We start from the raw sequence: 12812 nt of genomic DNA on the forward strand, positions 1-12812 counted from the left end.
AGTCACTTGGCCGAGCAGGTCGTGCCCGGGCCAGCATCCAGATCGAGGCAGCGACCGTCGATCTCGCCCGCCGGGATCGGCAGGCCGATGACGCCGGCCAGCGTCGGAAGGATGTCGACAGTTTCGACCGACATCGGCTGTTCGAATCCGGTCTGGCCCTTGCGCCAGAACAGGATCGGTACGCGACGGTCATAGTCCCAGAAGCTGCCATGCGTCGCGACCGCGCCGTTGGTGGGATCCGAGATCGGCGTGATCCGCGGCTTGAGCGCAACCACGAAATCGCCCGACCGCTCGGGGAAGTACGACGCGCGGGCGCGCTCGAGCATCGACCAGGTCTCGGGCGGGCCGCTCGGGCTGGGCGTCGCGAGTATCTCGGCGCGGGTATAGACGCCGGCGACCTGCGGGTTGGCACGATAGAGCGCGATCGCCTCGCGCGTCACCGCCTCGCGCTTCTTTTTCGGGAGCGAGGGATCGACATAGATGTCGCCGAAATTGCCGCCCCACAGCAACTGACGATCACCGAGCTTGAGCTTTGCCGCGACCTTCTCGCCCATCGCCTTGGCGCCCATGCCGGAGGCGACGCGCGCCGCTTCGGGGATGCCGTGCAGGTTGTGGCGCTCGGGCAGGTCGTGCCCGCCATGATCGGCGGTCAGCACCACCTGATAATCGATCCCGGTCTTGTCGAGGATATCGAAGAACTTGCCGAGCGTACGGTCGAGATTGACCATCTGCAGGCACATTTCGGTGCCTTCGGTGCCATAGGTATGGCCGACATAGTCGCTCGCCGAGGCGCCGACGATCAGCAGGTCGGTCGCGGCGCCTTCGCCAAGCTTCATCTCAGCGCGCAGGTCGGCGGCGATGCCGATCACCGCCATGTCGAACTCGGGCGAAGCGCGGAAGCGGCGGCTGTCGCCCGCATCGCGCGCGAAACGCCCGGTGCCGACGGTCTTGCCCGCCCCGATCGGGATCGCGATGTCGCGCGACTGGCAGAAGGCCGGCAGCTCCATCGCGGGCTGCGCCTGCCCGATACGGGCCGCGGTGGCGGCGTTGCCCCGTGTGATCGCCTCCGGGATGGGGCGCCCGGCATAGCTCACGAACGCCTTGCCACCCCACCACCAGACCTGGTCGGCCTTGTGGCCCGCCATCATGACGGCGGCGCGATCCTTGCCCGCGACCGCGGCGATGCGCGTGGCGGGGGTCGCGGCCTGCATCCGCTCGCCCAGTGTCGGCACCTTCAGATGGAGCGGCGAGACGGTGTAGTTCGAGGAATTACTGTCGGGAACGCTCTCGTCCTCCGCGCAATAGATCGTCTTGTCCTTGCGCGGCGTCTTGAGGTCGATCCAGTCGTTCGCGATGATGCCGGTGCGGGCAGGGCGGCTGCCGGTCAGGATCGTCGAATGGCCCGGGCAGGTCTCGGTCGCGGCATGGCTCTGATAGCCCGAGGGAAAGACCACGCCATTGGCGAGCCGCGCGAGGCCGCCGGTGAAATGCTGGCGATACTCGGCGAAGACGTCGGCCGAGAACTGATCGACCGAGATCGCGACGATCAGCTTGGGCGGACCGGCGGGCGCCGGCGGAGGAGCGGGCGGCGTTTCCTGCGCGTATGCGGGCGATGCGAGGAGCAGGGCGGCGGCGAACGAACGAAGCATCTTTCCTCCGGATGGCAAATCGAGCCGGGGGCGCTATGTTCCTTTCGCTCCCGCACGGCAAGGACTGGTGAATGCGCAAGTTGAGTTTCGCGTTGGTGACAGCGTTCGCTTGGGTGCTGGCCGTAATATTGCCCGCTGAGGCACAGCAGGCCGGCCAGGACAACCTGACCGTCGAGCTGGTCGCCGAAACCGATAATCCGGCGCCTGGAGGCGAGGTGACGCTAGCCTTCGTCGCGAAGCCCGACGAGGGCTGGCACGGCTATTGGAAGAACCCCGGCGATGCCGGGCTCGACACCCGGCTCGACTGGAAGCTGCCGCAGGGCGTGACTGCGGGCGAGCTGCGCTATCCGGTGCCGACGCGGCTGATGGTCGCTGGGATCATGAACTATGTCTATAAGGGCAGCTACACCCAGCTGGTGACGCTCAAGGTTCCGGCCGGGCTGAAACCGGGTACCGCGCTGCCGGTCACCGTGCGCGCCGACTACCTCGTCTGCACCGACGAGGTGTGCGTACCCGAGACCGAGAACCTGTCGATCAACCTGATTGTCGGCGACGGCGCGATTTCGGCAGAACGGCGGACGCGGTTTGACGAATGGCGCCGAACCTTCCCCAAGCCGCTGGGAAGCGAAGGCCGGTTCGCGGTTGCCGACGGCATTCTGCGGGTCGCGATCCCCTATCCGGCAAGCGCGCCGCTGGGTGCCGATGCCTATTTCTTCCCCTTGACGCTCGAGGCGATGAACTATTCCGCGCCGCAGAAGCTGACCCGTGACGGCGACAGCCTCGTGGTCGAGGTGAAGGCAGGAACGAAGACGCCGACAAAGCTCGAGGGCGTGCTGTCGGTTGGGTCGGGGCAGGGTTTCGCGCTAACGGCAGTGCCGGGCTCGGTCGCCGGGAGCCCGGCGGGCGGCGGCGCGATCGACTGGACTGCGGCGCTGGTCGCGCTGGGCGGGGCGTTGCTCGGCGGGCTGATCCTCAACATCATGCCCTGCGTCTTTCCGATCCTGAGCCTCAAGGCGCTGAGCCTGGCCAAGAGCGGGACGAGCGAGGGCCATGCCCGGGCGGAGGCACTGGCCTACACCGCCGGCGTCGTGCTGGTCGTGCTGGCGCTGGGCGGCGCGATGCTGGGCCTGCGCGCGGCAGGGGCGAGCGTCGGCTGGGCGTTCCAGCTGACCGATGCGCGGGTGATCCTGTTCCTGCTGCTGCTGGTGCTGGGGATCGCGCTCAACCTCGCCGGACTGTTCGAGCTGATGACGCCGCGCTTCGCGGGCAAGCTTGCAGGCGGTGGGTCCGGAGGTGCGTTCGTGACCGGCGCGCTGGCCGCGTTCATCGCGACGCCCTGCACCGGACCGTTCATGGGCGCGGCGCTGGGCGCGGCACTGGTGCTGCCTTGGTATGTCGCGTCGCTGATCTTCCTGGGTCTCGGGTTGGGATTGGCGCTGCCGTTCCTGCTGCTGGGATTCGTTCCGGCGCTGCGGCGGCTGCTGCCCAAGCCTGGCGCATGGATGGACACTTTCCGCAAGATCCTGTCGATCCCGATGTTCCTCACCGCGATCGCGCTTGCCTGGGTGCTGGGCGGGCTCAAGGGCGTCAACGGCATGGCGGTGGGGCTGATCGTCGCGCTGGCGCTGGCGATTGTGCTGTGGGCGCTCGGACGGCGGCAGGCGCGTGGCGCGGGCAATGGCGCGGCGTGGATTGCAGCAGCGGCGGTGACCGCGGCAGGGGTCTGGGCGGTCGCAATGATCGACAAGCCCGCCGCGGCAGCGGAAGCCAAGGCGGCGGGCGCCGAGCCGTTCAGCGAGGCGCGTCTCGCCGCGCTTCGCGCCGAGGGGCGTCCAGTCTTCGCCTATTTCACCGCGGACTGGTGCGTGACCTGCAAGGTCAACGAGAAGACTGCGATCGAGACCGATGCGGTCAACAAGGCGTTCAGTGACAACAATGTCGCAGTGCTGGTCGGCGACTGGACCGGCGGCGATCCGGCGCTGGGCCGCTTCATCGAGCGGCACAATCGCGCGGGCGTGCCGCTATACCTCTGGTATCCCAAGGGATCGAGCGAACCGAAGGTCTTGCCCCAGGTGCTGACGCAAGGCATGTTGTCGGCACTTCCGGGGGACGGCGCGTAACGCGAAACCAGGAGATAGGGTGATGAACAAGTTGATCCCGATTGGTGCGGCCATGCTTGCGGCATGGGCGATGCCCGTCGCGGCCGAGCAGGTGAACGGTCAGAAGGCGACCGATTTCAAGCTGACCGATGCCAATGGCAAGACGGTCCAGCTCTCTGACTTCAAGGGCAAGACGGTGGTTCTGGAGTGGAACAACCCGGGCTGTCCGTTCGTGCAACGCCACTATCAGGGCAATATGCAGAAGACCCAGGCCGCGGCGAAGGCCGGCGGCGTGGTTTGGCTGACGATCAATTCGGGCGCTCCGGGCAAACAGGGCCATGTCGATGGCGCGGGCGCGAAGAAATGGGTGGCCGAGCAGAAGGCAGTGCCTGCACATTATCTGCTCGATCCCAAGGGGATCGTCGGCAAGGGTTATGCTGCCAAGACGACGCCGCACATGTACATCATCGATGGACAGGGCGTGTTGCGGTATCAGGGCGGTATCGACGACAAGCCCGCCGCGCGGGTCGAAGAGATGGGGGCTGCGCGCAACCATGTCCTGGCCGCGCTGGGCGAGATGAAAGCGGGTAAGGCCGTTTCGGTGGCGAGCAGCCAGCCTTATGGCTGCTCGGTCAAATACGCCGAATGAGCCATTCGTTCCTGTTATAGGGGGCAGGAGCGACGAGAAGGCCGGGGGGAACCCCGGCCTTTTTTGTTGTCCGCGGCGGCTTCAACCTAGGTAGCAAAGTCCCTTGTGCGACGCAGCAAAGCGTTGCAGCATGGCGGCGCCGTCACGCCCGCAATTGGGATCGGCACCGGGAGGCTGAATGGGGACAGGCCGCGCGTTCGATGAAATCTGGGGTCATGGCGGGCCGGATAACCCGCGAGCCGATTTCACCGCTCTTTCCGAGTGGATCGCGGAAACCCCCCAATCCGAATTGCATCGCCGCCAGCAATCCGCGGAAGCGACCTTTCGCCAGCTCGGTATCACCTTTGCCGTCTATGGCGACAGCGATGCGAGCGAACGCATCATCCCGTTCGATATCGTTCCGCGCATCTTCCTGCACGATGAATGGCAGCGGCTGAGCGAGGGGCTCGTCCAGCGGGTCGAGGCGATCAACGCGTTCCTGGAGGACATTTACGGCGAGCGCCGCATCCTGAGGGAAGGTGTGCTGCCTGAGGAGCTGATCCTCAAGAATCCGCAATTCCGGCCCGAGGTCGCCGGGATTCGTCCGCCGCACGGCATTTGGGCGCATATTTGCGGGATCGACCTGGTGCGGACCGGGCCGGACGAATTCTGGGTGCTGGAAGACAATGCCCGCACCCCTTCGGGCGTGTCCTACATGCTCGAAAACCGCGAGGCGATGATCCGGCTGTGCCCCGAGCTGTTCCGCAGTTTTCGCGTCGCGGCAGTCGATAGCTACAGCGACATGCTGCGCGAGACGATGCGGTCGGTCGCGCCCCCGCGCGCCGGTTCGGGCGGCGTGCCGGTATGCGTGGTGCTGACGCCGGGGCATTTCAATTCGGCCTATTACGAGCACAGCTTTCTCGCTGACACGATGGGGGTCGAGCTGGTCGAAGCCGCTGACCTCGTGGTCGATGACGATGTGGTCTACATGCAGACGATCGCCGGGCGGGTGAAGGTGGACGTCATCTATCGCCGGATCGACGACGACTTCATCGATCCCCTGGTGTTCCGGCCGGATTCGCTGCTGGGCGTGCCGGGGCTCATTTCGGCCTATCGCGCGGGCAATGTGGCGCTGATCAATGCGCCCGGCAACGGAATCGCCGACGACAAGGCGATCTACAGCTACATGCCGGAGATCGTGAAATTCTACTCGGGCAGCGAGGCGAAGCTGCCCAATGTCGAGACCTGGCGCTGCCGCGAGCCCGAGGCGCTCAACTATGTGCTCGATCATCTGGGCGAGCTGGTGGTCAAGCTGGTCGACGGGTCGGGGGGCTATGGCATGCTGGTCGGGCCGACTGCGAGCAAGGCGGAGATCGAGGCGTTCCGCGGCGCGCTAAAGGCCGAGCCGCATCGCTATATCGCTCAGCCGACGCTGGCGCTCTCGACCGTGCCGACCGTCACCGAGACCGGGCTGGCGCCGCGGCATGTGGACTTCCGGCCGTTCGTCCTCACCGGATCGGACGGGGTGCGGGTGGTGCCGGGCGGCCTGACCCGCGTGGCGCTCAAGGAAGGATCGCTGGTGGTCAATTCCAGCCAGGGCGGCGGCACCAAAGACAGTTTCGTGCTGCTGCCCGACGGGGATACGCAAAGCCAGACCCAGGTGCTTGGCTGATGCGGATGCTCTCACGCACCGCGGCGGCGCTCTACTGGCTCGGCCGTTATGTCGAGCGTGCCGACTTCACCGCGCGTCTGGTGGAGGCGACGGTGCGGCTCGACGCGCTGTCGGCGCGCCCGGCGGGCGAGGCGGCCTGGGCCAGCGCGCTTAGCGTCACCTACAATGCCGAGGGGTTCGCCGCGACCGGGCAGACTGTCTCGCAGCAGCCGGTCGCGCGCTACCTGACGCTCGACACGACGCATCCGGGATCGATCGTGCGCTGTCTGGAGCAGGCGCGCAACAATGCGCGGGCGGTTCGGACGGCGCTAACGCGTGAGGCGTGGACCGCGATCAACCGGCTCTGGCTGCTCTTCGCCAATCGCTCCAGTCCGGGCGGGTCGGCGGCGACGCTCAACCTGGTCGAAGGGGTGATGGCCGAGGCGCGCGGGTTCGAGGGCGCGATCCACCGCATGATGCGCAACGAGGCGACGCTGCTGATTCAGCTCGGCGCTGCGATCGAGCGGGCGGACAACACTGCCCGGCTGCTCGACGTCAAATACCATCTTCTGCTGCCCGAGGGGGAGCGGGTGGGCGGCGTGGTCGATCGTGACCAGTGGACGACCATTCTCCAGACCGTGTCGGCGGTCACCGCCTATCGCTGGCTCTACTCCGATGGCCTCAAGCCGGTGAACGTCATCGACCTGCTCGTCTGTCACGCGGAGTTGCCGCGCAGTCTGGCGGCGTGCGTGGAGGAGGTCGTCGAACTGCTCAACGCACTCGCCAAGCGGACGGGGCTGCAGGGGGAGGCCGACCGGATGGCGCGCGGACGGATCGCCCGGATGCAGAAGACGCGCAGCCACGAGGTGCTGGTGAGCGGCCTGCACGAGTATCTCGAAGCGTTCATCCGCGAGAATGCGATGCTCGATGCTTCGATCGCGCGGCAGTTCAGGTTTATTTGAGGCTGGCATGCGTCTGGCGATCGAACATCACACGCAATACCGGTTCAGCGAACCGCAGTCTCGGCTGGTGCAGATGCTGCGGCTGACGCCAAGTGACACGATCGATCAGACAGTGCTGAGCTGGCGGGTCGATGTCGATTGCGATGTGCGGTTGCGTGACACCACCGACGGGTTCGGAAACAAGGTGACGATGCTCTATGCCGAAGGGCCGCTGGAGAGCATTGACGTGACCGTGGCGGGGCAGGTGCTGACGACCGAGTCCAACGGCCTGGTGCGCGGCAGCTACGAGCCGCTGCCCGAAGGGCTGTTCCTGCGCGAGACGGCACGGACCACCACCAGCGCGGCGCTGAGTGCATTTGCGGAGGAGTCGCGTGGAGCGTGCAGCGGCCCGCTTGATTGCCTCCATCGCTGGAACATCGCGCTGGCGCAACGCTTCCCCGGTGTGCCTGATGTGCCCGATACTGGCCTTTCCGCAGCGCAGGCCTTTGCGAAGCAGCTTCCTAGCTCGCGTGATCTCGCCCATATCTTCATCGCGGGCGCGCGCGCGATCAGCGTGCCGGCGCGCTATGTGTCGGGGTACCGGCAAGGCGCCAACGACGCCTGCGCGCCGCATGGCTGGGCTGAGGCATGGGTGCCCGATCTCGGCTGGGTGGGGTTTGACCCGTCGGCAGGCATCAGCCCCGACGAGCGCTATGTGCGGGTCGCAATAGGGCTGGATGCGCCAGGTGCGGCGTCGATTGCCGGCTCAAGGCTGGGGCAGGGCGGCGAAGAGATGGACGTGGACCTGCACGTCGGCCGCCTCGGGAACGACGCCTAGGCGTCAGGCGAGTTCGCGCACCGGCATCGGCGTGCGCACCGCGATCTCTTCCTCGCTGAACGGACGCCAGCCATTGGGGCCGAGCACTTCCATCGGCTGGTAGCGCGTCTTGTACGCCATGCGCGCGCTGCCCTTCACCCAATAGCCGAGATAGACATAGGGCAGCCCTGCGGCACGGGCACGGATGATGTGATCCATGATGATGAGATTGCCGAGGCCCGGGCGGTCGGCATTGTCGGCGTCGAAGAAGCTGTAGATCATCGAGAGGCCGTCGGCCTGCTGATCGGTGATGCACGCGCCCACAAGCGCGCCCCCGCGCTCGGCGGGTTCGCGATACTCGATGACATAGGTGCCGACCGGCGACTGCTCGACCATGTCGGCATAGTCGCTCTCGTCCATTGCCGTCATGCCCCCGGTGGGGTGGCGGCTGGAAAGATAGCGGCGGAGCAGGTCGAACTGCTCCTCCGTCGCCCAAGGGCGGCAGGCGGTGACCTCCAGATCCGAATGGCGGCGGATAAGCTTGCGCTGGGTCGCGTTCGGCTTGAACTCGTCGGCGACCACACGGACCGAGAGGCAGGCGTTGCAGCCGACGCAGCTCGGCCGGTACGCGACCGACTGGCTGCGGCGGAAGCCGATACGGCCGAGCGCGTCGTTGAGCTCGCCGGCGTGAGGCCCCGAAAGCTCGGTGAAGATCTTCCGCTCCTGCCGGCCCGGAAGATACGGGCACGGTGAGGGGCTGGTTACGAAGAACCGTGGAAATCGGGTCAGTGCCGTCACCCTAGTCCGTCCCCCTGCCGATCGACGAAGCGTGTTGCGATGGCGCCATTATGAATCAGCCGATTCGTGATGAAAAGGCGATTCACCATGAAAGAGAGTTAACGGAAGTAAGGAGTTGTGGACGACGCGGAGAGCCATGCCGGGCGCATCTGCGACTGCTCTTACTGAGTTGATGAGTCACCGGAAAGAGTCGCGCGACTCGGTTCGTCGTGCGTGTGATTCAATTCGTCCACATCCTGTGGAAAACGTGGATAGTAACCATTGTGATTCAGGGTATCGACCCGGCCCGAACGGCGGGCGGGTTTTCTGGAATGGGCAGGGATCGGGCAGCCCGGCGCGCGCCAGACCGCGTTCAAGCAGCGCCGGCTAGCGCGCTGTCTGCTCTGTTCCGTCCCGATTTCTTCGCGCTGGGCCCGGCCCCTAGGCCAGTTCGATCAGCCGCACCTCATAGCCTGCTTCCTGAAGCGCTGAGATGAGGCGCTCCAGATGCGCGCGGTCGCGGGTCTCGCACTCGACATCGAGGCTGAGGCCCTTGGCGGGCAGGTTGGTGAAAATCCGCTGGTGCGACAGCTCAAGAATGTTGACCGTCTGCTCCTGGAAGATGCGGGCGACCTGATAGAGCGCACCGGGGCGGTCCTGCAGTCGGATGCGCAGCCGGGCGAGACGGCCCGAACGCGCGAGATCGCGCAACAGGACGTTGGCGAGCAGCCGTGTGTCGATGTTGCCGCCGGTCAGGATCACGCCGACGGTCTTGCCCCGGAACCGCTCGGGCTGGGTCATCAGCGCGGCGAGGCCGGCGGCGCCGGCGCCCTCGACCACCGTCTTCTCGATCTGAAGCAGCAGGCTGACCGCCTCCTCGAGGCTCCGCTCGCTGACCAGCATGATCTCGTCGACCAGCGCCTCGACGATCTGGGCGGTAAGGCCGCCCGGTTCCTTGACCGCGATACCTTCGGCCAGCGTGTCGCCGCCGATCGGCTCGTGCGCGCCGGTGAAGCGATTGAACATCGACGGGAACAGCTCGGCCTGGACGCCGACCACCTCGATGGGTTTGTCGGCGGCCTTGGCGACGGTCAGCGCCCCGGAGATGAGGCCGCCGCCGCCGATCGGAACGATCAGCGTATCGATCGCGGGCGCATCGGCCAGCATCTCGAGGAAGACGGTGCCCTGTCCAGCGATGATGCGCGGATCGTCGAACGGATGGACGAAGGTGTAGCCGTTCGATGCCTCGAGCTGGCGGGCATGGGCATAGGCCTCGTCGAAGGTCTCGCCTTCGAGGATGATCGTGGCGCCGTGGCTCTCGGTCTGCATGACCTTCACCGTCGGGGTCGATTTGGGCATCACGATCGTCACCGGGATGCCGAGCCGGTTACCGTGATAGGCGAGGCCCTGCGCGTGATTGCCCGCCGAGGCCGCGATCACGCCCTTGGCGCGCGCGGCATCGTCGAGCTGGAGCAAAGTGTTGAGCGCGCCCCGTTCCTTGTACGCGGCGGTGAACTGGAGATTCTCGAACTTCAGATAGACGGTCGCGCCGGTCAGGTCCGACAGCGTCTTGCTGTGCAGCGTCGGGGTGTGGACCACGGCGCCCATAATCCGCGCCGCCGCCGCCTGAACGTCGGCGAGGGTGACGGGAAGGGGTTGCGCTGCGGTTGCTGCCTGAGTTGCCATGGGCGGGCCGTAGACCATCTGGCGCGATGGGGGAACACCGCCTATTCGAGGGCGCAACCAAGCGTGGCTTTTCAGTCAGTTCGTCCGGAGATCCCTGTGCGCCTTCCCGTTTCGCTTTCACTGGCCGCATCACTGCTGCTCGCCTCGCCCGCATCTGCCGATGCGCTGGTCGAGAATGTCGATGGCATGACGCTGGACGAAAAGGGGGAGGTGGTGCGCTTTACCGGCATCGTCATCGCGCCGGACGGCAAGATCGTGAAGCTGCTCAAGCGCGGCGAGAAGCGCCCTGAGCGACCCGACTGGAAGGAGGACCTGAAGGGCCGGACGGTCATTCCCGGGATGATCGACGGTCATGGCCATGTGATGGGGCTGGGGTTCCGTGCGCTGGCGCTCGACCTCTCGGCGACGACCTCGCTGGCACAGGCGCAGGAGGCGATCCGCCGCTATGCGCTTGAGAATGCTGCGCGGCCCTGGCTGACCGGTGGCGGGTGGAACCAGGAAGCCTGGGCGCTGGGCCGCTTTCCGACTGCAGCCGAACTGGACGCCGCGACTGGTGACAAACCCGCCTGGTTCACCCGCGCGGACGGCCATGCCGGCTGGGCGAACAGTGCGGCGATGAAGGCCGCTGGGATCACGCCCGCGACCAAATCGCCTGCGGGTGGCCGGATCGAGCTGATCGCGGGCAAGCCGGGCGGCGTGTTCGTCGATGCGGCGATGGACCTGATCGAGAAGGCACTGCCCAAGCCTACGCCGCGTGACCGCAACGCCGCATTCCTCAAGGCGCAGGACCAGCTTCTGGCGCTTGGCGTCACCGCGAGCGCGGACATGGGCACCAGCCTGGACGACTGGCAGACCTTCCGCCGGATGGGCGATCTCGGCGCGCTCCGCATGCGGATCATTAGCTATGCGGCGGGCGTCGAGACGGCGCTGGTCACGGCGGGCACCGGTCCGACGCCTTGGCTGTACGGCGACAAGCTGCGCATGGGCGGGATCAAGCTGATGGTCGACGGTGCGCTCGGTTCGCGGGGGGCGTGGCTCAAGGCACCCTATGCCGATGCGCCCGGCGTCACCGGCCTCCCGTTCCTGAGCGACGCGCAACTGCTCAACTCGATCAGCCGCGGCGCCATGGATCATTTCCAGATCGCGATCCATGCGATCGGCGACCGCGGCAATCAGCAGGTTCTTGATGCGATCGACGAGGTTGCGGACACGTTCAACGGCGACCGGCGCTGGCGGATCGAGCACGCGCAGATCGTCGATCCGGCCGATCTGCCGCGCTTCGCGAAGCATGGCATCATCGCGTCGATGCAGCCGGTTCACCAGACGAGCGACCGGACGATGGCCGAGGCGCGGCTGGGTCAGACCCGGCTGACGGGTGCCTATGCTTGGAGGTCGATGCTGGCGAACAATGTGCGGCTGGCGTTCGGATCGGACTATCCGGTCGAGAGCCCCAACCCGTTCGAGGGCTGGGCGGCCGGGTTCACCCGGCAGGACGCGCAGGGCCAGCCGTTCGGCGGCTGGCGGCCCGAGGAGGCGGTGAGCCGCGAACAGGCGTGGAAGGGTTTCACCATCGATGCCGCCTATGCCGGGTTCGGGGAGAAACTGTTCGGTCATCTGGCGCCGGGGATGCTGGCGGACTTCATCGTGCTGGACCGTGATCCGCTGCTCGCCTCGCCCACCGACTTGCGGGCGACGGTGGTGCTGGAAACCTGGGTCGGCGGGCAGCGCGTGTATCGGCGGAGCGACGCGGCGAAGGCGGGGGAAGGGCGCTGACGCCGCGGGGCGCCTGACAAAGCTGACACGAAAGCGGTGTTTGACGGGCGATGCGCCCGCGAAGCGACGGGTTCGCGACAGGTTTGCGCCCGTGACGCGACAGTGACGCGACACCGGCGCGGCAGGCAGGCGACACGGACGCGACCGTGAAACGGCACGGCGCGACAGACAGGCGACGCGCACGCGACAGGGGCGCAACGCCGACGCCACACTCGGGCTGAACCGGTGCGCGGATAGCGCGATGGCGGACATAGCCGGCCGGGTTTTGCGCCCTGTTCCATCGATCAGGGTAGATCAGATGAAATCCAACATTGGAAGGGTTGGGCGGGGCGGGGCGTGCGGGGCGGCTGGCGACCAATTGTAGACCCCGGTCAAATGTGCGCTATCCTGATCAGGATGATAGAATCGCAACTTATCGGCAAACACCTGTCGCAATTCATATCCGTGCTTGGGTATCCAGTCATCGTTCCGGACCGCCCACCCGAGAACGACCCGGAGTTTGGATTAGACCGCTATATAGAGCTGCCTGATCAAGGTGTCTGTATACTGATCGATTGGAACGACATTTGCAGCTGTGTACAATTCTTTGGTGAAAAGAACTCTGCTCACTACGAAGAGTATACAGGCCACTTACCATTCAATCTCTCATTTTCAAGTTCTCGGTTTGCCGTTCGGGAAGCGATGGGCGACCCTGTCGCCAGCAATGACCGAACATTCATGGACTACCCTCTTACTGTTTACCCTTGGGATTGGTTCAACCATGAGGGGAGGAAGGTACACTTCCAATATAA

Annotated in this window: 9 protein-coding genes; 6 read left to right on the forward strand and 3 right to left on the reverse strand. The window is 66.0% G+C overall.

All coding sequences use genetic code 11. The features are described from left to right. Positions 1-2: 2 nt before the first annotated feature. Positions 3-1649, reverse strand: coding sequence for an alkaline phosphatase family protein (locus BDW16_RS18200; RefSeq protein ID WP_066574600.1), 1647 nt, complete (start codon positions 1647-1649; stop codon positions 3-5). A gap of 71 nt (positions 1650-1720) precedes the next feature. On the opposite strand from BDW16_RS18200, the gene BDW16_RS18205 reads away from it, so the two are divergent. From BDW16_RS18205 to BDW16_RS18225, 5 genes are all read left to right on the forward strand, one after another. Then, on the forward strand, positions 1721-3769 hold the full coding sequence (locus BDW16_RS18205) for a protein-disulfide reductase DsbD family protein (protein ID WP_066574598.1): 2049 nt from the start codon (positions 1721-1723) through the stop codon (positions 3767-3769). Positions 3770-3791: 22 nt separating this feature from the next. After that, on the forward strand, positions 3792-4397 hold the full coding sequence (locus tag BDW16_RS18210; protein ID WP_066574596.1) for a redoxin domain-containing protein: 606 nt from the start codon (positions 3792-3794) through the stop codon (positions 4395-4397). Positions 4398-4575: 178 nt separating this feature from the next. Further along, a complete protein-coding gene (locus BDW16_RS18215; RefSeq protein ID WP_066574593.1) occupies positions 4576-6048 on the forward strand; it encodes a circularly permuted type 2 ATP-grasp protein in 1473 nt (490 codons plus the stop codon). A 5-nt stretch (positions 6049-6053) separates the two neighbouring features. Then, entirely contained in the window at positions 6054-6989 is a 936-nt protein-coding gene (locus tag BDW16_RS18220) for an alpha-E domain-containing protein (protein WP_174532036.1), read from the forward strand. A gap of 7 nt (positions 6990-6996) precedes the next feature. Further along, positions 6997-7806 (forward strand): transglutaminase family protein, encoded by an 810-nt coding sequence (locus BDW16_RS18225; protein WP_066574585.1) that lies wholly within the window; start codon positions 6997-6999, stop codon positions 7804-7806. A 3-nt stretch (positions 7807-7809) separates the two neighbouring features. Here BDW16_RS18225 and BDW16_RS18230 read toward each other — a convergent pair whose 3' ends face one another. Further along, positions 7810-8583 (reverse strand): arginyltransferase, encoded by a 774-nt coding sequence (locus BDW16_RS18230; RefSeq protein WP_066574582.1) that lies wholly within the window; start codon positions 8581-8583, stop codon positions 7810-7812. Between the two features lie 420 nt (positions 8584-9003). Further along, the gene (locus BDW16_RS18235; protein ID WP_066574579.1) at positions 9004-10248 is read right to left on the reverse strand and encodes a threonine ammonia-lyase; all 1245 of its coding nucleotides are present in this window, start codon (positions 10246-10248) and stop codon (positions 9004-9006) included. A 96-nt stretch (positions 10249-10344) separates the two neighbouring features. Between BDW16_RS18235 and BDW16_RS18240 the strand changes: the two genes are divergently transcribed. Continuing rightward, complete coding sequence (locus BDW16_RS18240; RefSeq protein ID WP_241230485.1) at positions 10345-12021, forward strand: amidohydrolase; 1677 nt, start codon at positions 10345-10347, stop codon at positions 12019-12021. Positions 12022-12812: the final 791 nt, after the last annotated feature.

Origin of the sequence: Sphingomonas koreensis, from assembly GCF_002797435.1 — a bacterium.
GTDB lineage: Bacteria > Pseudomonadota > Alphaproteobacteria > Sphingomonadales > Sphingomonadaceae > Sphingomonas > Sphingomonas koreensis.

Bases quoted from the DNA above. Each gene is read 5' to 3' on its own strand.
- BDW16_RS18205 (WP_066574598.1), top strand. From the start codon at position 1,721: ATGCGCAAGTTGAGTTTCGCGTTGGTGACAGCGTTCGCTTGGGTGCTG.
- BDW16_RS18225 (WP_066574585.1), top strand. From the start codon at position 6,997: ATGCGTCTGGCGATCGAACATCACACGCAATACCGGTTCAGCGAACCG.
- BDW16_RS18200 (WP_066574600.1), bottom strand. From the start codon at position 1,649: ATGCTTCGTTCGTTCGCCGCCGCCCTGCTCCTCGCATCGCCCGCATAC.
- BDW16_RS18220 (WP_174532036.1), top strand. From the start codon at position 6,054: ATGCTCTCACGCACCGCGGCGGCGCTCTACTGGCTCGGCCGTTATGTC.
- BDW16_RS18235 (WP_066574579.1), bottom strand. From the start codon at position 10,248: ATGGCAACTCAGGCAGCAACCGCAGCGCAACCCCTTCCCGTCACCCTC.
- BDW16_RS18210 (WP_066574596.1), top strand. From the start codon at position 3,792: ATGAACAAGTTGATCCCGATTGGTGCGGCCATGCTTGCGGCATGGGCG.
- BDW16_RS18215 (WP_066574593.1), top strand. From the start codon at position 4,576: ATGGGGACAGGCCGCGCGTTCGATGAAATCTGGGGTCATGGCGGGCCG.